We start from the raw sequence: 21,180 nt of genomic DNA, 5'->3' as shown, positions 1-21,180 counted from the left end.
GTTCCGTGCAACCCGCGCGCCGTCCGGCTACGGCGCCGGCGGGACCTGGGGGCGCGTGCCCAGGCCCAGGCGGGTGCGGAGGCTGACGCGTTCGTCGGTGGCCACCGACGCCGCGCCGTCCGTCACCGTCTCGTAGACCGCCAGGATGTCCGCCCCGACCGTCGACCAGTCGAAGCGGCGGACGTGGGCCGAGCCCCGCCCGCTCAGTTCCGCGCGGCGCTCGGGCGAGCGCAGCAGGGCGATCGCCGCGGCCGCCAGCGAGCGCGGGTCCTCGTTCGTGAACAGCTCGCCCGCCGACCCCTGGTCCAGGACCTGCGCGAAGGCGTCCAGGTCGGAGGCGAGCACGGCGGCGCCCGCCGACAGCGCCTCGACCAGGATGATCCCGAAGCTCTCGCCGCCGGTGTTGGGGGCGACGTAGACGTCCACGCTGCGCAGCAGCCGCGCCTTGTCCTCGTCCGAGACCATGCCGAGGAACTCCACCCGCGCCCGCAGCTCGGGCGGCAGGGAGGCCACCGCCTCCTCCTCGTCGCCCCGCCCGGCCACCAGCAGGCGTACGTCCGGGCACGCGGCGACGATCTCCGGGAACGCCGCCATCAGCACCGGCAGCCCCTTGCGTGGCTCGTCGATCCGCCCGATGAAGCCGAGCGTCATGCCGGACCAGTCCGGCCGCGGCTCGGCCCGTGCGAAGAAGTCGACGTCGACGCCGTTGGGGATCACCACGGCGTCCCCGCCGAGGTGCTCCACGAGCGTGCGCCGGGCGTACTCGCTGACCGCGATCCGCGCGCTGATCTTCTCCAGCGCCGGCTGGAGGATGGGGTACGCCGCGATCATCGCCCGCGAGCGCGGGTTGGACGTGTGGAAGGTGGCCACGATCGGCCCCTGCGCCGCCCAGCACGACAGCAGGCCCAGCGAGGGCGAGGCCGGCTCGTGGATGTGGATCACGTCGAAGGCGCCGTCGTGCAGCCACCGCCGCACCCGGGCCGCCGACAGGAAGCCGAAGTTCAGCCGGGCCACCGAGCCGTTGTACGGCACCGGCACCGCCCGGCCGGCCGAGATCACGTACGGCGGCAGCGGGGTCTCGTCGTCCGCCGGTGCCAGGACCGACACGTCGTGGCCGAGCCCGATCAGGTGCTCCGCCAGGTCGCGGATGTGGAACTGGACGCCGCCCGGCACGTCCCAGGAGTACGGGCAGACGATGCCGATCTTCACTCCGACCGCTCCTGAAGGTCCGCCAGCCACAGCCGCTGGAGCATGTGCCAGTCCTGCGGGTGCGCGGCGATGCCGGAGGCGAAGGCGTCGGCCATCGCCTGCGTCATGGCCGCGGTCTTCGCCACCCGGGTGCCGCTCTCCGGCTCCGGCACCGCCGGGTGGATCCGGCCGTGCATCGTCGGCGTCTCCCCGTACCAGAGGGTCACCGGCATCAGCAGCGCCCCGGTCTGCTGGGCCAGCAGCGCCGGCCCGGCCGGCATCCGCGCCCTCGCGCCGAAGAAGTCGACCTCGACCCCCGACGAGGACAGGTCCCGGTCGGCGACCAGGCAGATGAGCCCGCCGGCCCGCAGCCGCCGGGCCAGGGTGCCGAAGGCGGCCCCGCCGCTGTGCGGCAGCACCTCCATGCCCAGGCTCTCGCGGTAGGCGACGAACCGGTCGTACAGGGACTCGGGCCTCAGCCGCTCGGCGACCGTCGTGAACGGCACGCCCAGGTGCGAGGTGACCCAGGCGCCCGCCAGGTCCCAGTTGGCCAGGTGCGGCAGCGCGACGATCACCCCGCGGCCGGTCGCCAGCGCCTCCTTCAGGAGGTGGTCGTCCTCGATGCGCACCTCGGTGCCGAACCGCTTCGGATCCATGGCGGGCAGCCGGAAGGACTCCATCCAGTAGCGCATGTACGAGCGCATGCCCGCCTGGGACAGCCGGCGCAGCTCCTCGGGGCCGGCATCCGGCACCACCCGGGCCAGGTTGGACTCCAGCCGGGCCACGCTCTTGCCGCGCCGCTTCCACGCGTAGTCCGCGATGCGGCGGCCCAGTGCGGTGGCCGCCGGCTCGGGAAGCTTCTTCACCCCGGCCCAGCCGAGTCCGTACAGCCCGTCGGTGAGGCGGTCCTGGACGCTCCCCATCAGGCGGTGCCGCCCTGCTGCGCGGAGGACGCCGGCGGGCCGGTCGGCCCCGTCGGCCCGGCGGGCCCCGACGGCGCCTGCGGCGGGTTCGCCGCGTCGGCCTCGGCCGCCTCCCGGCGTACGGTCACCACCCGCTGGATCAGCGTGACCAGCGAGCCCACCGCCACCAGCCACAGCGCCACCGGCAGGAGCACGCCGAGCCAGGACGGCGCCCCGAAGGTCTGCAGGCCCGACAGGCCGGCCGCGACCAGCGAGATCACCAGGCGTTCGGCCCGCTCCACGAGCCCGTTGACGGCCACCGGCAGCCCGATCGACTCCCCGCGGGCCTTGGTGTACGACACCACCTGGCCGCTCGCGAGGCAGAAGATCGACACGGCGCACAGCACGTTGTCGTTTCCGAGCCCGGCGTACCAGAGCGCGAGTCCGCCGAAGATGGCCGCGTCCGCGACCCGGTCCAGCGTCGAGTCCAGGAACGCGCCCCAGCGGCTGGAGATCCCCGCCTGCCGGGCCATGTTCCCGTCGACCAGGTCGGAGAAGACGAAGAGCGTGATCGTGATCGTGCCCCAGAAGAACTCGCCCCGGGGGAAGAAGACCAGCGCACCCGCGACGACTCCGGCCGTGCCGATCAGTGTGACCGCGTCCGGGCTCACCCCCCGGCGGAGCAGAAACGCGGCGAACGGTGTGAGAACACGCGTGAAGAATGCACGCGCGTACTTGTTCAGCATGGCCTTCCCGGAGGGTCGCTGGGCCGCACGGCCACCACGGCCACCGGCTGGCCCATCGTAGCCAGCGCCCCGGGCCCGCGACGCCGCGCACCCTCCGGTTCGCGTCGCGTCCGCCGCGGTTCATCTCGCCGACGGTCCGCGGTACGACGTATGGACGGAGTGTGACGGCGGTGCGAAGCTCGAAGGATCTCATCCTCCTCACCGTTGCAACGGGAGGCACGAGCATCATGGGCGACAAAGCACAGCAATCCGGAGCCGCCGGCAGGGCACCGGCGGTCGACCGCCCCGCGTCCCTGCGGAACGTGGTGCTGGTCGGCCACACCGGAGCCGGCAAGACCACGCTGGTCGAGGCCCTGGCCCTGACCTCCGGCGCCGTGAACCGCGCCGGCCGGGTCGAGGACGGCGGCACCGTCTCGGACTACGACGAGATCGAGCACCGCCAGCAGCGCTCGGTCCAGCTCTCCCTCGTCCCCGTCGAATGGGGCGGGATCAAGATCAATATCCTGGACACCCCCGGATACGCCGACTTCGTCGGGGAACTCAGGGCCGGTCTGCGCGCCGCGGACGCGGCCCTTTTCGTCGTCTCGGCCGCCGAGGGCCCCGACGGCCTGGCCGGGGCGACGCGGATGGTGTGGGACGAGTGCGAGGCCGTCGGCATGCCGCGCGCCATCGTCGTCACCCATCTGGAGGCATCCCGCTCCGACTACGCACAGATGACGTCCGTGTGCGGCGAGCTGTTCGGCGCCGACGACCCCGACGCCGTCCTCCCCCTCTACCTGCCCCTGTACGGGCCCGTCGGCGCCGACGGCCACCGGCCCGTGGCGGGGCTGCTCGGCCTGCTCTCGCGGCGCGTGTACGACTACACCTCCGGCGAGCGCGTCGAGCGCGACCCCGGGCCCGAGGAGCTCGCGCTCATCACCGAGGCCCGTGCCCGGCTCATCGAGGGGATCATCGCCGAGAGCGAGGACGAGACCCTCATGGACCGCTACCTCGGCGGCGAGGACATCGACGTCAAGACCCTGGTGGACGACCTGGAGCGGGCCGTCGCCCGCGGCACCTTCCACCCCGTCCTGATGGCCGCCCCGGCCACCGACGGCGGCCGCCAGGGCCTGGGCACGGTCGAGCTCCTGGAACTGATCACCGGCGGCTTCCCCACCCCGCTGGAGCGGGCCCCCGTCCCCGTCACCACGCCCGCCGGCGCCACCCGCCCGGAGGTCGTCTGCGATCCCGACGGGCCGCTGGTCGCCGAGGTCGTCAAGACCTCCTCCGACCCCTACGTCGGCCGTGTCTCCCTCGTCCGGGTGTTCTCCGGCACCCTGCGCCCCGACGAGACCGTGCACGTCTCGGGGCACGGGCTGGCCGACCGGGGGCACGAGGACCACGATGTCGACGAGCGCGTCGGCGCCCTCACCGCCCCCTTCGGCAAGCAGCAGCGCACCCTGGCCCGGGCCATCGCCGGCGACCTGGCCTGCGTGGCGAAACTCACCCGCGCCGAGACCGGCGACACCCTCTCCGCCAAGGACGCCCCGCTCCTGATGGAGCCCTGGGACATGCCGGACCCGCTGCTGCCGCTGGCCATCGAGGCCCACAGCAAGGCCGACGAGGACCGGCTCAGCCAGGGCCTGGCCCGGCTGGTCGCCGAGGACCCCACCATGCGGCTGGAGCAGAATCCGCACACCCGCCAGGTGGTCCTGTGGTGCCTGGGCGAGGCCCATCAGGACGTCGCGCTGGAGCGGCTGCGCACCCGGTACGGCGTCCAGGTCGACCCCGTCCCCCACAAGGTGAGCCTGCGCGAGACCTTCGGCGACCGGGCCGCCGGGCGCGGCCGGCACGTCAAGCAGAGCGGCGGCCACGGCCAGTTCGCCATCTGCGAGATCGAGATCGAGCCGCTGCCCCCGGGCAGCGGGATCGAGTTCGTCGACAAGGTGGTCGGCGGCGCCGTGCCGCGTCAGTTCATCCCCTCCGTCGAGAAGGGGGTGCGCGGCCAGGCGGCCCGCGGGGTCGCCGCCGGGTACCCGCTGGTCGACGTACGCATCACCCTCCTGGACGGCAAGGCGCATTCGGTGGACTCCTCCGACGCCGCCTTCCAGACCGCGGGCGCCCTCGCCCTGCGCGAGGCGGCCGCCGAGGCGCGGATCCACCTGCTGGAGCCGGTCGCCGAGCTCACCGTGATCGTTCCCGACGGCTATGTGGGGCCCGTGATGAGCGATCTCGCCGGCCGGCGCGGCCGGGTGGTCGGCACCGAGCAGGCGGGCAACGGCCGGACCCTGGTCCGTGCCGAGGTCCCCGAGATCGAGATCGACCGGTACGCCGTCGAGCTGCGCTCGGTCTCGCACGGCACCGGCCGGTTCAGCCGCGCGTACGTGCGCCACGAGGCGATGCCGGCCCAGCTCGCGGAGAAGATTCGCGAACAGGCGGAGAAGGGAACCCAGTTGTCATAGCGTAGAGGGCCGCCCACCCAACCAGCTTGCGGTGGGCGGCATTTCCCTGTCCCATGACCATGGGCGGAGAAGGACACAGCACGACAGTGGGGGCGGAATGGCGGACGACGGCTTCGATTTCAGTCCCGGGGCTCAGATCCCCGTCCAGGGCGGCGGCAGCCAGTCGGTGGCGACGAACGCGCTGGCGTCGGTCGCGTACCGCGACGGCGCCCAGGACTCCAAGCTCGTCAAGATCCTCGATGCCAACAACGAGTACCACGAGTCCACCGTGAAGAAGGGCAAGCTCTCGCTCTTCGAGCCCAGCCTCGGCGAGGCGTACTGCCGCGCCGTCGAGAGCCGGCTGCTGGGGGCGGGCCGCAAACCGGTGATCCAGTCCTTCGGCGCCGACCCGCAGACCGTCGTCGAGCACTGCCTGGCCGCCTCCAACATCCGCAGGGCGCGCGACCGCAAGCTGATGCTGATCACGCTCGTGTGCGGGGTGCTGTTCCTGCCCGGACTGCTGCTCTGGCTGGGCCTGTTCCAGCTGCGCAAGACCCTCGCCAACAGCGAGGGCAAGCGCTCCTCCTGGCTGGGCACCGTGGTCCTGATCGGCATCGGCGTCCTGGCCCTGGTGATGATGTTCCGGCTGCCGTACACCGGCTTCTGGGCCTACTACCTGCGCGGCATGATCATCGCTCCCGCCGTCGGCTGGTTCCTCGCCCGCCGGCTGTGCGAGTCCACCGCGCTCGACCTGCGCTCGCGCTGGGACGGCCTGCTCTCGGGCGGCGGCGTCCCCGCCAAGATCCCCGAGGCGGTCCCCGGGGACCCGGCGGACAAGGCCGCCGAGGACCTGCGCCAGCAGCTCGCCAGGCTCACCGCCGAGGACCGCAGCAACTCCGTCTTCTACGCCGGCCCCAAGGGCATACTCGGCATGGGCAGCCGCTGGGGCAGCTGGCAGATGGCCGAGGAGCTCGTGCCCCGGGCCGATCTCGCCGAGATCCACCCGTTCCGCAGCTGGGACGTCGTCCGCGCCATCCACGACCAGCTCGGGCGGATCGAGCGCGGCCCGCTGCACACCGGCGGCTTCCCCGCCCCCAGCATCAAGCACTGGATCGTCATCCCGGTCGGCGAGAAGGCCGGGGAGGTCTCCCGGCCCAGCGGCGACGGCGTGCACGACTTCCAGGTCAAGCCGCACGAGGTCACCCGGATCTGCAACGAGCAGCAGTTCAACGCGGGCAACCGGCACTACCTGGGCATCCAGTGGCCGCTGTGGGACGGCCAGCTGGTGATCACGATGATGGTCACGGTCACCGTGCTCTACCAGACCCTGCGTGTGGAGGTCACCGGTCACGCCCTGGGCCCGGTGCACGGCCTGTTCACCAGCAAGTCCGAGCCCGAGAAGGTCGCGGTCCCCAAGACGATCCGGTTCTGGGAGACCACCGAACGCGTCCTGCCGGTGTGCAGCACCACCGAGGTCGTCCGCCTCATGGTCCGCGCCCCGCTCACCTGGTACCCGCCGCTGCTGGAGTGGCTGGGCGGCAAGCTGGTCCTGCCCGAGCCCTTCGGCGTCCGGCACGTGTGGGCCGGCTCGATGTGGCGCCACCGGTTCATGGTGGACGACGTCATGCGCTCCGCCACCCCGGTGCTGCGGCTGGTGCACACCGCCGCGATCAAGGTCCTGAACGACAACGGCTGCGACACCGAGAAGTTCGCGAACCGGTCGTCGGTGGTCAGCGGCATGATCCAGGAGCCGGCACCGCGCAAGGCGGATCTCTACGACGCGTGACGCGCCGGACGGCTGCGGGGCCAGCCGCCCCGGTGGACGCCCCGGGCGTCCGCCGGGGCGTCGGCGTACCCGCCGGGGCCGGTCCGGCGGATCATGGCGGGACGGACGCTAGTCGTTCGGCCAGGCGTCCGCGAGCATCGCGCGGGTGTCCGCCAGGAGCTGGGGCAGCACCTTGGTGTGGCCCACGACCGGCATGAAGTTCGTGTCCCCGCCCCAGCGGGGGACGATGTGCTGGTGCAGGTGGGCGGCGATGCCCGCACCGGCCGCCGCGCCCTGGTTCATGCCGATGTTGAAGCCGTGCGCCCCGGAGGCCTTGCGCAGCGCGACCATCGCCCGCTTGGTGAGGTCGGCGAGCTCGAGGGTCTCCGGGCCGTCCAGGTCGGTGTAGTCGGCGACGTGCCGGTACGGGACGACCATCAGGTGGCCGCCGTTGTACGGGTAGAGGTTGAGCACGGCGTACACGTGCTTGCCGCGGGCCACGACCAGGCCGTCCCCGTCCGACATCTCCGGGATCCCGCAGAAGGGACAGCCGTCGCCGGCCTCCGGGCCGGTCGGCTTGTTCTCCCCCTGGATGTACGCCATCCGGTGAGGCGTCCACAGCCGCTGGAACGCGTCCTGCGTGCCCACACCGATCTGCTGCTCCGGCTCAGTCGTCATGGGATGCAGCATATGACCTTGTCCCGGTCGGGCGTGTCGCCGGGGCGAGTACCGGCACAGGGCCCGCGATGCTGGGGTCATGCACGCTGAACCCGAGACCCGCGACCAGGCCTGGGAGCGCCGCACCGAGGTGCCGCTGTTCTTCGCCTCGCTGCTCTTCCTCACCGGGTACGCGGTCCGCGTGCTCGCCGAGGGGTACCCCGTCCTGCGTGGCATCGGCCTGTTCGTGACCCTGGGGACCTGGCTCTGCTTCATCGTGGACTTCCTGGTGCGGATGGCCTTGAGCCGCGAGCGGCCGCTGCGGTTCATCCGCCGGCACTGGCTGGACAGCCTCGTCGTCCTGCTGCCGACCCTGCGGCCGCTGCGCGTGGTCAAGGTCCATGACGCGTTCCAGGCCCGCCGGGACCACCCGCGCAGCGGCCTCTACCCGCGCGTGATCACGTACGCGGGGCTCTCGTCGGTGATCCTGGGCTTCTCCGGGGCGCTCGGGATCTACCACAACGAGCGCACGGACCCGGCCTCCCCGATCCGGACGTTCGGGGACTCGCTGTGGTGCGTGGTCCAGACGCTGACGACGGTCGGCTACGGGGACGTGGCCCCCGTGACCGTGACCGGGCGGCTGATCGCGACCGCCCTGATGGTCTCCGGGCTGGCCCTGCTGGGAGCGGTGACGGGTTCCTTCTCGTCCTGGCTGATCCAGGTCTTCCGCCGGGAGGACGAGGAGGGGCCCCCGGAGAGCGGAAGTTCTCCGGGAGCCCCTCGGTAGCGCGGTCACACCGCTCAGACCTGGACGCGGTCCTCGACGACCTTGACCAGCTTGGCCAGCGCCTCGTCACGGGGGATGCCGTTCTCCTGCGAACCGTCGCGGTAGCGGAAGGAGACGGTGCCGGCGGCCATGTCCTCGTCGCCGACGATGATCATGAACGGCACCTTGAGCTTCTGGTGGTTCCTGATCTTCTTCTGCATCCGGTCCGACGAGGCGTCCACGTCGACCCGCAGGCCCTTCTTCTTCGCGTCGGCGGCGAACTCCCGCAGGTACTCCACGTGCCCGTCGCCGATCGGGATGCCGATCGCCTGGACCGGGGCCAGCCACGGCGGCATGGCACCGGCGTAGTGCTCCAGCAGCACCGCGAAGAACCGCTCGATGGAGCCGAACAGCGCGCGGTGGATCATGACCGGGCGCTGGCGGGAGCCGTCCGGGCCGGTGTACTCCAGGTCGAAGCGCTCCGGCAGGTTGAAGTCGAGCTGCACGGTCGACATCTGCCAGGTGCGGCCGATGGCGTCACGGCACTGCACCGAGATCTTCGGGCCGTAGAAGGCGGCGCCGCCCGGGTCCGGGACCAGCGGCAGGCCCTGCTTCTCGGCGACCTGCTGGAGGACGGCGGTCGCCTCCTCCCAGACCTCGTCCGAGCCGACGAACTTCTCCGGGTCCTTGGTGGACAGCTCCAGGTAGAAGTCGGTCAGACCGTAGTCGCGCAGCAGGTTCAGCACGAAGGTGAGCGTGCGGTCGAGCTCCTCCGCCATCTGCTCACGGGTGCAGTAGATGTGCGCGTCGTCCTGGGTGAAGCCGCGGGCGCGGGTCAGGCCGTGCACGACGCCGGACTTCTCGTACCGGTACACGGTGCCGAACTCGAACAGGCGCAGCGGCAGCTCACGGTACGAACGCCCGCGCGCGTCGAAGATCAGGTTGTGCATCGGGCAGTTCATGGGCTTGAGGTAGTAGTCGGTACCACCGTCGAGCTGCATGGGGGGGTACATGCCCTCCGCGTACCAGTCCAGGTGACCGCTCTTCTCGAAGAGCGCGCCCTTGGTGGCGTGCGGGGAGTAGACGAACTCGTAGCCCTCCTCCTCGTGCCGGCGGCGCGAGTAGTCCTCCATGACCCGGCGGATGATGCCGCCGCGCGGGTGGAAGACGGCCAGGCCCGAGCCGATCTCGTCCGGGATGGAGAAGAGGTCCAGCTCGTTGCCGAGCTTGCGGTGGTCGCGCTTCTCGGCCTCGGCGAGGAAGTCGAGGTGGGCCTTGAGCTCGTCCTTCGAGGGCCAGGCGGTGCCGTAGATGCGCTGGAGCATCGGGTTCTTCTCGCTGCCGCGCCAGTAGGCGGCCGCGTTGCGCATCAGCTTGAACGCCGGGATGTTCCGGGTGGTGGGCAGGTGGGGACCGCGGCAGAGGTCCTTCCAGCACAGCTCGCCGGTCTTGGCGTCGAGGTTGTCGTAGATGGTCAGCTCGCCGCCGCCCACCTCGACGTCCGCGCCGTCATCGCTCGACGCGGAGCCCTTGATGCCGATGAGCTCCAGCTTGTACGGCTCGTCCGCGAGCTCCTCGCGCGCCGCCTCGTCGGTGACGACGCGGCGGGCGAAGCGCTGGCCGCGCTTCTGGATCTCCTGCATCTTCTTCTCGATGGCCTTGAGGTCCTCCGGGGTGAAGGGCCGGGCCACGTCGAAGTCGTAGTAGAAGCCGTCCCGCACCGGCGGGCCGATGCCCAGCTTGGCCTCGGGGAAGAGCTCCTGCACGGCCTGCGCCATGACGTGCGCGGTCGAGTGGCGCAGGATGTTCAGGCCGTCCTCGGAGGAGATCTCCACCGGCTCGACGGTCTCGCCGTCCCTGACCTCGTACGCGAGGTCCTTCAGCTCGCCCGCGACGCGCGCGGCGACGACGGTGCGCTCGCCGGGGAAGAGATCGGCCGCCGTGGTGCCCGTGGTCACCACGCGCTCTTCCCGCTCGGAATCGCGTTGGATGATCACACGGACGTCTGACACCGGTTTCTCCTGACCTGTCGGGGGCGCCGCAGTGGTCACTGCGCGCGGGAGGAATCGTACCGAGCCGCGGTGGCCGCCCGCGAAACGGATAACGCGTGGACCACGATGACCGTGCCCGGCTAGCGTGGGCGGCCGTTCGAAGGGACCCTTTCATGCCTGACGTGCTCGTACGCCCGCTGGACGTCTCCGACGCGGCCACCGCCGCCGCCGTGCACCGGGTCGGCCGCGCCGCCTACGCCGTGGAGGCCGCCCTGATCGGCTTCGACGGCATCCCGGCGCTGCGCGAGGAGGTCGAGGAGATCCCCGCCCTGCCGCTGACCTGGATCGGCGCGGTCGCCGCCGACGGGTCCATCGCCGGGTTCCTGGCCTGGGAGGAGGGCGCGGACGGCGGTGTCTGCATCGACCGGCTGTGCGTGGATCCCGGCCGGTTCCGCCAGGGCATCGCCTCGCTGCTGCTGCGCCACCTGCTGGACGGCCTGCCGGCCGGACGTGCCGTGGAGGTCACCACCGGCGCCGCGAACGCCCCGGCGCTCACCTTGTACGAACGGCTGGGCTTCGTGCGCGGCGCCGACTTCGAGCCCGTACCGGGCCTGCGGATGGCCTCGTTCACCCGCCGTCCGGTACCGGCGCGCCTGGTCCCGCTGCTGGAGCAGTTCGACCACGCGGCCGGCCGGCTGGCCGACCGGCTGGCGGCGCCGCTGCGCGACAGCGGCAACGGTCTGCCGGTCGGGAACACGCCGCTGACCGACGCCGAGTACCTGTGGGAGCCGGTGCCCGGCTGCTGGTCGGTACGGCCGAGGGCGGCGGGCCCCGGTCCCCGCGCCACCGTCCTGGCCGGCGCCGGTGACCACGGCCGCGACGCGACGCCGCCGCCGCACCCCGCGCCGCCGCCGTTCACGACGCTGGCGTGGCGGCTGAGCCACCTCACCGAGATGCTGACGCTGCGCGCCGACCACACCGCCGGCAGCCGCTCCCTGACCCGCGAGGACGTGGCGGTCCCGGGGACCGCCGCCGCGGCGGTCGCCGCGTTCCGGGCAGCGGCGGCGGCCTGGCGCTCGGCCCTGCTGGCCGCGGACGACGCGGCCCTGGACACGGTCGGGCACAGCGCCTACCCGTACGGCAGCGATCCCGGGGACCCGTTCCTTCAGACCGTCCGGTGGGTCAACCAGGAGGTCCTGCACCACGGCGCGGAGATCGCGCTGCTGCGCGACCTCCACCTCTACCGCTGCTCCGCGCCGTCGTCCCCGTCGTCGGCGCCGTAGGACGCGTCGGTGTCACCGTCGTAGCCGCGGTCGTCGTAGCCCCGCTCCAGGGAGTCGAGGGACTTCATCAGCCGGTCCCGTTCCCCCGCGTCGAGGTGCACGGGCGTCACGTCGGTGACGTCCGTGAGCCGCCGGAAGCCGCCGCGCCGCTGCAGGCGCCCGCCGATCCGCACCGGCAGCCCGACGAGGTGGGCGTGGCCGGCCACCCGGTAGGCCTCCTCGTCGAGGGCGGCCTTGACGTACGGGATCTCCGCGCCGGAGAGCACCCGAAGCCGTACGGAGCCGCCACCGCCGGCCGCCGAGCGGCGCATCCGCACCACCGCGCCCGCGATCCGTACCGGTACCGCCGGCTCGTCGCGGGTGTAGCGGGCGGCGGCCTCCCGCAGCACGGACAGGTCGCCGGGCGAGAACTCCACCGGCTCGGGCCGGGCCGCGCAGCCCGCCGGTACGCCGGCCGCCGGGGCCCAGGCCAGCGCGATCCGGGCCCCTTCCGAGCCGCGGACCAGGGCGATCAGGGCCTCGGCCAGCTCGCGGCTGACGCCCGCGGCGACGGCCGCGTCGAAGGCCTCCATCCCGCCGGTGGCCCGCCGGTAGTCGACGGCCTCGCGGGCGGCGTGCAGCGCGTGGTGCAGCCGGATCACCGGGCCCCGCCCGCCGTCGACGGGCACGTACGCGGTCAGCCGGCTGCCGCCGGGCGCCGGGCCCACCAGGACGCCGTCCAGGGCCCGTTCGGCCTGGCCGCGGTGGCGGGCGCCGTAGTATCCGGCCCGCGCACGGTCGGCCAGCGCGCCGGCCAGCAGCAGCCGGTGCGCGGCGGAGCGGAGCCGTTCCTGGGCCGTCCACCCGGCGTCGCCCCGGGGTCCGTACGGTGCTCCCGCCGGGATCTCGCGGGCCCAGCGGACCTCGTCGCTGGGCACGTTCAGCCCGAACAGCACCTCCCGTGCGGACGGCAGCCCGCTGCGCGCGAGCGCGGTCAGGGCCTCCTCCAGCAGGTCGGGGCAGTCGGGGAAGGAGCGGTCCTCCGGGACCAGGACGCTGGTGCCGGGGCGGCCCGGCGGGGTCCAGCGCCCGTAGCGGCCGGCCGGGCCGCCGCGGCGTTCCCAGCCGTGCCGGCGCAGCAGGGCGCCGAGCACGGCGGGGTCGACCCGCGCGGGGTCGGGGGCGGGGGCGGCGAGCTCCTCGGGGGTGAGGGGTTCCAGGTTCGGCCAGTGCATCAGGGTGTCCCTCCCGACCCGACCCGGGTCATGATCTCGCACAGCGCCCGGTCGTCGAAGATCCGCGTGGTGGGGATCCGCACGGTGGTCCGGCGCCGGCCGGTCACGGGGTGCCCGGCCAGATTGGTCCAGTAGCAGCAGTGCCGCAGGTCGAGCCGGTCGTGCCCGGCGCGCAGCCATGCCCCGCGCTCGCGCGGTACGAGCATCACCACGAGGATCTTGTGGACCGCGACCGGTGTCCGGGCGAGTTTGACCAGGTGTTCGTTGTCGAGCGTGAAGGCGAACGTCGGCCCGGGCGGCCCCGGCGGTATCTGGTAGGTCGCCTTCAGCTGGACCTTGATGGTGACCTCGTCGTCGACCACGTGCTCGGGCGCGCCGTGACTGACGTGCCAGTCGATGCCGTTGTCCGGAAAGGGCTGGGACAGGGAGCAGCCGGCCGCGGCCGCGACGGCGTGCAGATAGCCCACCTGGAGGGTCTCCATGCAGGCGGTGGTGGCGAGGGTGCCACGCAGCACCTCGCCCGGTTCGGGCTGCGCCAGGGCCATGGCTCCCCATGCCTTCCAGGCTGAACTGGCCTCGGTGGTGACGACCGCTCACCTGTACGGTCCCCCACGTCAGTTGTCTCCGCACCCGGCACCCCGCAAACGGCGTACGGAACAAACAGCCCGGGTATCACGGATGCGGGCAGGGTGCCGCGGCCACCGCCGGGGCCGCTGGGTGCCATCTGCCGATCGGGGACGAGGAGTTCGCCATGACGCGCTGGTACGAGGGCCCGCTGGCCTCATTCGACACGGAGACCACCGGTGTGGACGTCGAGCAGGACCGGATCGTGTCCGCCGCGCTCGTCGTGCAGGAGTGCGCGGGCGGCCGGGTCCGCTCGACGCGGTGGCTGGTCAATCCCGGTGTCCCGGTGCCCCCGGGCGCCACGGAAGTGCACGGCCTGACCGACGAGCACCTCCAGCGCCACGGGCGCTGGCCGGCGCCGGTCGTGGAGGAGATAGCGCGGGCACTGGCCGAGCAGCAGACGGCCGGCCGCCCGGTGGTGGTGATGAACGCGCCGTTCGACCTGACGCTGCTGGACCGGGAGTTGCGTCGGCACCGGGCGTCGTCGCTGGCGCGGTATCTGGACAACCGGCCGCTGACGGTGCTGGATCCGCGGGTGCTGGACAAGCACCTGGACCGCTACCGCAAGGGGCGGCGGACGCTGACGGACCTGTGCGCGCACTACGGCATAGAGCTGGAGGGCGCGCACGACGCGGCGGCGGACGCGCTGGCCTCGCTGGAGGTCGTACGGGCGGTCGGGCGCCGGTTCGCGGCCCGGCTGGAGCGGCTGAGCCCGGCAGAGCTGCACACGCTCCAGGCGGTGTGGCACGCGGCACAGGCGCGGGGGCTCCAGGCCTGGTTCGCGCGCAACGGGTCGGAGGAGGCGGTGGATCCGCACTGGCCGCTGCGGCCGGAGCTGCCCGCCGCCGCGTGAGGATCCCCGCGTGGGATCCTCCGCGTGAGGGTCCCCGACATGCGGAAGGCCGGTCCGTCGTACGACGGACCGGCCTGTCCCGGTGGGCGATACTGGGATCGAACCAGTGACCCCTTCGGTGTGAACGAAGTGCTCTCCCGCTGAGCTAATCGCCCGGGAACGCACTGAACCATACAGGGGCCGGGCGCCCCGGTTCAAACCGCTTCCGGCCGCCGGGCCAGATAGGCGGTCAGGCCCCGCCGTCCGGAACGCATCATCAGCGCGTGGTTGAGCCGGAACACCGGCCTCCCGGGCACCGCGAAGCGCCGCATCAGCGGCTTGCGTACGACGACCTCCTGCTCGTAGAGCGCCCGGGTGCCGCCGGCGCGCGGCCGTACCGTCCAGCGGGCCCAGCCGTCGAGGTCGCCGCGCAGGGCGGCCTCCAGCACCCCGCGGGCCGGGTCGCGCAGCAGCTCGGTGGCGGTGACGCGGAGGTCGTAGGGGAGGAAGGAGCGCAGGAGGGCGGTGCCGGTGCGGCCGTCGAGCGGTTCGACCCGGCGGACCTGCGGCCACCAGCGCGGGTAGTCCTCGCCCTGTTCCAGGACGGCGTAGACGAGGGCGGGCGGGGCGGGAAGGTCCCAGACGCTGCGGAAGCGGTAGTGGCTCCAGTCCATGTCTCCAGTCTGGCCCGCGCGCCGGGCCGGTACTCCCCCGTACTCAGGGCGGAAATGAGTACGCACGCCCATGTCTTCACCGCGTGACCGCCGCCACACTCCCGCTATGGAGAACCCCTTGTCACCGGCCGGCGAACTGGCCCTCATCGACCGCGAGCTCGTACAACTCGACGCCCGGCGCCTTCAGTTGCTCAGGCGGCGGGAGTGGCTGGTGCGGGTGCTGGCGGCGCGGCCGGCGGCGGCGGCGCCGGCGAGGTGGCCGGGGTGGGGGCCGGCGGCGGGCGCCCCGCCCCGGGAGACGTCCGCGCCGGGCGCGCAGAACGTGCTGCTGGCTCTCGGGGCGGTGCTGCTGGCCGTGGCCGCGCTCGCGTTCACGCTGGTCAGCTGGGGGTCCATGGGGATCGGCGGGCGCAGCGCGGTGCTGACCCTGCTGACGGTGGCGGCGCTGGCGGTGCCCGCGGTGCTGCTGCGCCGGGGGCTCGGTTCGACGGCGGAGTCGGTCGCGGGGGTGGGGCTGACGCTGACGGTGCTGGACGCGTACGCGCTGTACGCGGTCGGGATGTCCGGTACGGACCGTACGGCGTACGCAGCGGGGGCGGCGGCGGTGCTGGCGGCCCTGTGGGCGGGGTACGGGCTGGCGCTGCGCGGGCTGCGGCTGCCGCTGCCCGCGGCGGTGCTGACGGCGCAGCTGGTGCTCCCGCTGGCCGCGGTGGCCGCCGGGGCCGGTGCGCCGGGGCTGGGCTGGGCGCTGCTGGTGACGGCGGTGCTCGACGCGGCGCCCGCGGCGTTCGGCCGGCGGGGTGCGCTCAGCGGCCTCGCGGGGGTGTCGGGGGCGGTGCTGGGGGCCGGTGCGGCGCTGCTCGCGCTGGCGGAGTCGGCGGGTGCCGCCACGGTTGCCGCGGCGCTGCCGGCGTCGGTGCTGCTGGCGGGGGTGGCGGCCGGGTGCGTGGCGGTGGCGTGGCGGCCGGCGCCGTGGGCGACGGGGGTGGCGGTCGCGGGCGGGCTGGCCCTGGTGGCGGCGCTCGGCGGGCTCGCCCGGCCCGCGGTGTCGGGCGGCTGGCTCGTGGTGGTGCAGCTGGCGGTGGCGCTGCCGCTGCTCGCGGCGGGGGTCGCGGCCGGGCTGCCGGCGGCGCTGCGGCGGGGCCTGGCGGGCGCGGGGGCGCTGGTCGCGGCCCTGGCCGCGGTGGTGGCCCTGCCGCTGGTGGCGGGGGCCCTGGTGGCGCCGGCGGGGGTGCTGGGCGAGGTGTGGGCGGCGACCACCCCGGAGCCGGTGCTGCCCTGGACGCGGTCGGCGGCCGGTCCGGTGCTGCTGGTGCTGCTCGCGGTGGCGGCCGCGGGGCTGGAGCGGGTCACGGCGCGCCCCGGTCCGCAGCAGGTGACGGTGGTGGCGGTCTGGGCGGCGGCGTTCGTGGCGCCGGGGGTCCTGGGCGCGCCGCCGGCGGTGGCGCTCGCGGCGCAGGTGGCGCTGACGGTGGCCGTGCCGGCCCTGGGGCTGCGCGGCGCGGCCGGCCGTGCCGCGGCGGCCTTCGGGTGCGCGGCGGCGGGGGCGCTGAGCGTGTCCGTGGCGGCGCTGGACGGGCGGACGGCGACGTTCGCGGTGTTCGGGGTGCTGGGCGCGGCGGCCGCGGCCGTGGCGGCGTACGGGCGGGCCGCGCGCCCGGCCCGGGCGGGGGCGGCGGTCGTGTCGGTGGGGTACGCGACGGCGCTGCTGGTGGCCCTGGGGGCGCTGCTGGAGCTGCGGCCGCACCACGGGGCACTGCTGGTGCTGGTGGTCCCGGCGGTGGTGGCGGCCGCCGGTCCGCGGCTGGGGCCGGTCCGGGTGGCGGCCGAAGGGGCGGGGGCTGCGGCCGGGCTGCTCGCGATCGGGCTGGCGGTGGGGCACCGGCCGACGCTGGCCCTGGTCCTGGCACTGGCGGCGGTGGTGTGCGCGGGGGCGGCGGTCCGGGCGGACCGGCGGGTGGTGGGCTGGGCGGCGGGGGCACTGTTCGTGGCGGCGACCTGGGTCCGGCTGGCGGCGTCGGGGGTGGCGGTGCCGGAGGCGTACACGCTGCCGGTGACGGTGCCGGCCCTGGTGGTGGGGCTGCTGCGGCGGCGCCGGGACGCGCAGGCCTCGTCGTGGACGGCGTACGGTCCGGGGCTGGCCGCGACGCTGCTGCCGAGCCTGGTCGCGGCCTGGGGCGACCCGCACTGGCTGCGGCCGCTGCTGCTGGGGGCGGCCGCGCTGGCGGTGACCCTGGCGGGGGCGCAGCGCGGGCTCCAGGCTCCGCTGCTGCTGGGCGGGACGGTGCTGGTGCTGGTCGCGCTGCACGAGCTGGCGCCGTACGTCGTCCAGGTCGTCGACGCGCTGCCGCGGTGGCTGCCGCCGGCGCTGGCCGGGGTCCTGCTGCTGGCGGTGGGGGCGACGTACGAGAAGCGGCTGCGGGACGCGCGGCGGCTGCGGCAGGCGCTGTCACGGATGCGGTGAGCGGTGCGGCCGCTGGGCCGGACGGGGGAATTTCCGCACCGGATCGGGACCGGAACCCCGGGTCCTGGATCCGGTCCGGTTCCGGATCCGATCCAGGAGTCTCCTCCGGGGAACGACCGAGGGCCCGGAGACTGGTGACAGTCTCCGGGCCCTCGGTTCCGGGTGGGCGATACTGGGTTCGAACCAGTGACCTCTTCGGTGTGAACGAAGCGCTCTCCCACTGAGCTAATCGCCCGGGCGCACCGCAAACATTACCGCATGTCAGCGGTGCGATTGACCATCACTGGTCCTTGAGGTCCCAGGGCAGGACCAGCCCGTACTTCCACAGGTAGAAGCCGATCAGGGCGGCCGCGACGACGAGGCCCACGGTGGTCAGGATGATGTTGCGGCGGCGCACCTTCGGGTCGAGCGCCTTCTGCGCGGCCTCGGTGACCTTGCGCTTGGTCCAGCGCAGCACGAGGTGGGCCCAGGCGAACTCGGTGGCCCAGATCGCCAGGCCCGCGAAGATCGCGACCCAGCCGGGGCCCGGCAGGACCAGCATGGCCACGCCGGCGACGATCACCGCGAGACCGACGACGAAGACGCCGACCTGCCAGCTGAGGTGCAGGCTCTTGCGGGCCTTGATGAAGGCGGGCGCCTTGGACACGTGCGGCGTTTCCCCGGCGGTCTCCACCGCGTCCTGCGCGGTGGTTTCCGTCGTGGTGTCGCTTGCTGCGGACTCGTTCGTTCCGCGGTCACTCCCCGTATGCATGGGTCGAATCTACCCGAGCGCGAAGCACACGTGAATGACGGTTTCGATCCGCCGTCCGAGGGACCCAGAGGTCCGCAAAACGGTCAGAGGGGTTTACAACGGCACCGTAGGTGGCATGTCGATTTCGCCGACGTGCGAATCCCCGAGCGCACACTGAGCGAAAGGCCCTGGCGCTTATGAACACCACGGTCAGCTGCGAGCTGCACCTGCGCCTCGTTGTGTCGAGCGAGTCCTCACTGCCTGTTCCCGCGGGCCTGCGGTATGACACGGCCGATCCCTACGCCGTGCACGCCACCTTCCACACCGGCGCCGAGGAGACGGTCGAGTGGGTATTCGCCCGCGACCTCCTCGCCGAGGGCCTGCACCGGCCCACCGGCACCGGAGACGTCCGCGTCTGGCCGTCCCGCAGCCACGGTCAGGGCGTCGTGTGCATCGCCCTGAGCTCACCGGAGGGAGAAGCCCTGCTCGAAGCCCCCGCGCGAGCCCTGGAGTCGTTCCTGAAGCGGACCGACGCCGCCGTCCCGCCCGGGACGGAGCATCGGCACTTCGACCTCGACAAGGAGCTCTCGCACATCCTGGCCGAGAGCTGAGTCAGCCCGACACCCGCTCGACACCGTCCGACTCGGGGCGACGGTGTGAGCCGGACAATCACATACGGCAGCGACCGGCGCTGTCCTCGCGGGAGCCACCCGCGCGGGCGGCGCCGTTCCGCGTGCGCCGGGGGTCGCGAACCCGCCGCGGACCCCGGCGCCCCTCCCACCTGCGCCGGGAGGCGGCTATTGTCGGCCACCAGGCGGCGGCAGGTTGCCCGCCGCGGCAGGCCCGGCCCTCTAGGGAGCGTTCACCGTGCAGATCCCCCACGACACCCGTCGTGCGCTCGACGTCGTCGTCGCCCTGGTGAACACGGCGCCGGAGACCGACCAGCCCGACGGACTGGCGGACGTCGGGGCGCTGCGCGGCTTCGTCCGGGACCACGCGATCAGCGACGTCGGTGAGCTCGGCGCCCGCGACCTCTCGGGGGTCCGGACGGTCCGGAGCAAGTTCGCACAGGTGTTCGCCGCGCCGAGCTCGCGGGCTGCGGCCGCGCTGATCAACGAGCTGGTGGCGACCGCGGGCACCACCCCGCAGCTGACCGACCACGACGGCTACGACTGGCACGTGCACTACTTCGCCCCGGGCGCCTCGGTCGGCGACCACCTGGCGGCGGACGGCGGCATGGCGCTGGCGTTCATCGTGGTCTCCGGCGAGCAGGAGCGGCTGCGCCGGTGCGAGGCCCCGGACTGCCGCCGCGCGTTCGTGGACCTCTCGCGCAACCGGTCGCGGCGCTACTGCGACAGCCGGACCTGCGGGAACCGGCTGCACGTGGCGGCGTACCGGGCCCGGCGGAAGTCGGAGCAGGGGTCAGAGCACGAAGAGGTCGTGCACGGCGGCGGACAGCAGCAGCAGCGCGATCACTCCTAAGAAGATCATCAGCGGCGGCTGGGAGAGGGCGAAGAGACAGCCACGGGGCTCCTCGTCGGCGGGGACGCGTACGGCGGCGGGGCCGGATCCCGGCGGCTCACCCTGCGAAGTGTCGAGCATCTCGGGGCGATGATGGCGCAGCGCGCCCCCGGTTGGCCCCTCAACACGCCAGGGAACACGCGGGAGTTCGCCGGATCTCGGCAACTGCCGCGCACAGGAGGGGGAAAGGACCGTGCACGACCGGCGGCGGCAGGAGGTGACGGCGGCGGCCTGGATGGTGCGCACCTTCCGCAGCGCCCCGCAGGAGTACTGGGACGAGCTGGCGGTGGCCGCCTGCGACGAGCACCTGGCGTACGGGGTGGCCGAGACCGTGGCCGAGGCCGGGCAGGCGGTGGCCGCGCACGCCGACCGGCTGCTGGCGTGCGTACGTCGCCGGCTCGGCCACGGCCGGTTCCCCCGCCTCTGGCGCGACGCACCCCGGGCCCACGACGGCGTCGCGGGGGACCTGCTGCTGGCCCTGGCCGGACTGGGCGACGTCCGCGCCGCGCCGCTGCTCGGTGCGAGCCTGGAGCAGGGGTCGCTGCGCCTCCTGGACCGCCGGCACGCGCCCACGGTCGCGGCGCTGCCCGCGGCGGCGCTCCTGCCCGCGCTCCGGGCGAGTCTGCGCACGGCCCCGGAGCGGGACGGGCACCAGACCTCCCTCGACGTGCTGGGACTCTGGGGGCCCGCCGCCGCGGCCGCGGTCCCCGAGCTGCTGGTCCATACGCAGGGCCTGCACGCACGGCCCGCGGTCGAGGCCCTGGGCCGCATCGGGCCGGGGGCGGCGGACGCGGCCGAGGTGCTGGCCGACCTCGCGGCCGGCCGGCTGCGGCCGTACGGCTGGGATCCGGACGCCCGCCCCTGGCACGGCGACCAGGCGGCCGCGTGGGCGCACTGGCGGGTCACGGGGGACGACACGGCCGCCCTGGCGGTGTGCGGCGCGGCGGCGAGGGCCGGGCTCGGCCGGCCGGTCCTGCGGTACCTGGCCGACCTCGGGCCGGCCGCGGCCCGTTACGCCGACGCGGTCCGCGCGCTGCTCGACGCCCCCGGCCGCTGGACCCGGGTCGGGGCCGCGCACGCCTGGTGGCGCATCACCGGCGAGGCCGGGCCCGCGGTGCCGGTGCTGGTGCGGGAACTGGACCAACTGGAGCGGGATCCCACGGAGTTCTACGCCGTCCCGACGCTGGAGGCCGTCGGCCACCTCGGCGCCATCGGCACCCCGGCCGCCGCGGCCGCACCCGTGCTGCACCGCCTGCTGTCGGCCCGGCGCCGGACCGTGCGCCGGTGGCCGTGCCTGCCGAACATCCTGGAGGACGAGGCCCTGCGCCGGGCGCTCACCACCACCCTGACCGCCGTCGGCACCCCGGACCCCACCGCTGCCGCTCCTGCCTAGCGCCGTGTCA

The 21,180-nt window shown here is 73.9% G+C and carries 19 protein-coding genes, 2 tRNA genes and 1 pseudogene; 10 read left to right on the top strand and 12 right to left on the bottom strand.

Features of this window, described 5'->3' with window-relative positions; translation table 11 throughout:
- Positions 1–27: 27 nt before the first annotated feature.
- The 3 genes from ACIPXB_RS15160 to pgsA are packed head-to-tail and all read right to left on the bottom strand — an operon-like array spanning position 28 to position 2,836.
- Complete coding sequence (locus ACIPXB_RS15160) at positions 28–1,209, bottom strand: glycosyltransferase family 4 protein (RefSeq protein ID WP_401449226.1); 1,182 nt, start codon at positions 1,207–1,209, stop codon at positions 28–30.
- Entirely contained in the window at positions 1,206–2,111 is a 906-nt protein-coding gene (locus ACIPXB_RS15155) for a phosphatidylinositol mannoside acyltransferase (RefSeq protein ID WP_401449223.1), read from the bottom strand. The genes ACIPXB_RS15160 and ACIPXB_RS15155 overlap by 4 nt, the downstream gene beginning before the upstream one ends.
- Positions 2,111–2,836: a phosphatidylinositol phosphate synthase gene (pgsA, locus tag ACIPXB_RS15150; protein ID WP_401449221.1), complete on the bottom strand. Its 726-nt coding sequence runs from the start codon at positions 2,834–2,836 to the stop codon at positions 2,111–2,113. The genes ACIPXB_RS15155 and pgsA overlap by 1 nt, the downstream gene beginning before the upstream one ends.
- Positions 2,837–3,063: 227 nt before the next feature.
- Here pgsA and ACIPXB_RS15145 point away from each other — a divergent pair, with 227 nt between their 5' ends.
- The gene (locus ACIPXB_RS15145; protein ID WP_401449219.1) at positions 3,064–5,277 is read left to right on the top strand and encodes an elongation factor G-like protein EF-G2; all 2,214 of its coding nucleotides are present in this window, start codon (positions 3,064–3,066) and stop codon (positions 5,275–5,277) included.
- Positions 5,278–5,374: 97 nt separating this feature from the next.
- A complete protein-coding gene (locus ACIPXB_RS15140; protein WP_401449217.1) occupies positions 5,375–7,042 on the top strand; it encodes a hypothetical protein in 1,668 nt (555 codons plus the stop codon).
- Between the two features lie 108 nt (positions 7,043–7,150).
- On the opposite strand, the gene ACIPXB_RS15135 is transcribed toward ACIPXB_RS15140, so the two are convergent.
- A complete protein-coding gene (locus ACIPXB_RS15135) occupies positions 7,151–7,711 on the bottom strand; it encodes an HIT family protein (RefSeq protein ID WP_401449215.1) in 561 nt (186 codons plus the stop codon).
- A 67-nt stretch (positions 7,712–7,778) separates the two neighbouring features.
- Here ACIPXB_RS15135 and ACIPXB_RS15130 point away from each other — a divergent pair, with 67 nt between their 5' ends.
- Positions 7,779–8,465 (top strand): potassium channel family protein, encoded by a 687-nt coding sequence (locus ACIPXB_RS15130; RefSeq protein WP_401449212.1) that lies wholly within the window; start codon positions 7,779–7,781, stop codon positions 8,463–8,465.
- Between the two features lie 14 nt (positions 8,466–8,479).
- Here ACIPXB_RS15130 and thrS read toward each other — a convergent pair whose 3' ends face one another.
- Positions 8,480–10,456, bottom strand: a complete 1,977-nt coding sequence (gene thrS, locus ACIPXB_RS15125) for a threonine--tRNA ligase (RefSeq protein WP_401449210.1) — start codon at positions 10,454–10,456, stop codon at positions 8,480–8,482.
- 152 nt (positions 10,457–10,608) lie between these two features.
- Here thrS and ACIPXB_RS15120 point away from each other — a divergent pair.
- Both ACIPXB_RS15120 and ACIPXB_RS15115 read left to right on the top strand, forming a co-directional pair.
- Positions 10,609–11,007: pseudogene (locus tag ACIPXB_RS15120) on the top strand (GNAT family N-acetyltransferase); the annotation flags it as partial.
- Positions 11,008–11,052: 45 nt separating this feature from the next.
- Positions 11,053–11,718, top strand: coding sequence for a DinB family protein (locus ACIPXB_RS15115; protein WP_401449618.1), 666 nt, complete (start codon positions 11,053–11,055; stop codon positions 11,716–11,718).
- Here ACIPXB_RS15115 and ACIPXB_RS15110 read toward each other — a convergent pair.
- Positions 11,676–12,932 carry a hypothetical protein gene (locus tag ACIPXB_RS15110; protein ID WP_401449208.1) on the bottom strand — a complete coding sequence of 419 codons (1,257 nt, stop codon included), beginning with the start codon at positions 12,930–12,932 and terminating at the stop codon, positions 11,676–11,678. The two genes, ACIPXB_RS15115 and ACIPXB_RS15110, sit on opposite strands and share 43 nt — an antisense overlap.
- Positions 12,932–13,477, bottom strand: a complete 546-nt coding sequence (locus ACIPXB_RS15105) for a DUF4365 domain-containing protein (RefSeq protein ID WP_401449205.1) — start codon at positions 13,475–13,477, stop codon at positions 12,932–12,934. Before ACIPXB_RS15105 ends, ACIPXB_RS15110 begins: the two co-directional genes overlap by 1 nt.
- 206 nt (positions 13,478–13,683) lie before the next feature.
- Between ACIPXB_RS15105 and ACIPXB_RS15100 the strand changes: the two genes are divergently transcribed.
- On the top strand, positions 13,684–14,409 hold the full coding sequence (locus ACIPXB_RS15100; protein ID WP_401449203.1) for a 3'-5' exonuclease: 726 nt from the start codon (positions 13,684–13,686) through the stop codon (positions 14,407–14,409).
- An 83-nt stretch (positions 14,410–14,492) separates the two neighbouring features.
- On the opposite strand, the gene ACIPXB_RS15095 is transcribed toward ACIPXB_RS15100, so the two are convergent.
- Positions 14,493–14,564: transfer RNA gene (locus ACIPXB_RS15095), tRNA-Val, on the bottom strand.
- A gap of 39 nt (positions 14,565–14,603) precedes the next feature.
- Positions 14,604–15,062, bottom strand: a complete 459-nt coding sequence (locus tag ACIPXB_RS15090; protein WP_401449201.1) for an SRPBCC family protein — start codon at positions 15,060–15,062, stop codon at positions 14,604–14,606.
- A gap of 106 nt (positions 15,063–15,168) precedes the next feature.
- Here ACIPXB_RS15090 and ACIPXB_RS15085 point away from each other — a divergent pair, with 106 nt between their 5' ends.
- Positions 15,169–17,526, top strand: coding sequence for an SCO7613 C-terminal domain-containing membrane protein (locus ACIPXB_RS15085; protein WP_401449199.1), 2,358 nt, complete (start codon positions 15,169–15,171; stop codon positions 17,524–17,526).
- Positions 17,527–17,689: 163 nt separating this feature from the next.
- On the opposite strand, the gene ACIPXB_RS15080 is transcribed toward ACIPXB_RS15085, so the two are convergent.
- Both ACIPXB_RS15080 and ACIPXB_RS15075 read right to left on the bottom strand, forming a co-directional pair.
- A tRNA-Val gene (locus ACIPXB_RS15080) sits at positions 17,690–17,761 on the bottom strand.
- Positions 17,762–17,806: 45 nt separating this feature from the next.
- Complete coding sequence (locus ACIPXB_RS15075; protein WP_401449196.1) at positions 17,807–18,277, bottom strand: TIGR02611 family protein; 471 nt, start codon at positions 18,275–18,277, stop codon at positions 17,807–17,809.
- Positions 18,278–18,453: 176 nt separating this feature from the next.
- Here ACIPXB_RS15075 and ACIPXB_RS15070 point away from each other — a divergent pair, with 176 nt between their 5' ends.
- Positions 18,454–18,867 carry an SsgA family sporulation/cell division regulator gene (locus tag ACIPXB_RS15070; RefSeq protein WP_030011909.1) on the top strand — a complete coding sequence of 138 codons (414 nt, stop codon included), beginning with the start codon at positions 18,454–18,456 and terminating at the stop codon, positions 18,865–18,867.
- Positions 18,868–19,123: 256 nt separating this feature from the next.
- A complete protein-coding gene (locus ACIPXB_RS15065; protein WP_401449194.1) occupies positions 19,124–19,738 on the top strand; it encodes a CGNR zinc finger domain-containing protein in 615 nt (204 codons plus the stop codon).
- Here ACIPXB_RS15065 and ACIPXB_RS15060 read toward each other — a convergent pair.
- The gene (locus tag ACIPXB_RS15060; RefSeq protein WP_401449192.1) at positions 19,679–19,858 is read right to left on the bottom strand and encodes a hypothetical protein; all 180 of its coding nucleotides are present in this window, start codon (positions 19,856–19,858) and stop codon (positions 19,679–19,681) included. The two genes, ACIPXB_RS15065 and ACIPXB_RS15060, sit on opposite strands and share 60 nt — an antisense overlap.
- Positions 19,859–19,970: 112 nt before the next feature.
- Between ACIPXB_RS15060 and ACIPXB_RS15055 the strand changes: the two genes are divergently transcribed.
- On the top strand, positions 19,971–21,170 hold the full coding sequence (locus tag ACIPXB_RS15055) for a hypothetical protein (RefSeq protein ID WP_401449190.1): 1,200 nt from the start codon (positions 19,971–19,973) through the stop codon (positions 21,168–21,170).
- The last annotated feature ends 10 nt before the right edge of the window (positions 21,171–21,180 follow it).

Source organism: Streptomyces sp. NPDC090022 (genome assembly GCF_044748145.1).
Classification (GTDB): domain Bacteria; phylum Actinomycetota; class Actinomycetes; order Streptomycetales; family Streptomycetaceae; genus Streptomyces.
The sequence above is the reverse complement of the archived record's forward strand: the minus strand, read 5'-3'. Positions and strand labels throughout refer to the sequence as shown.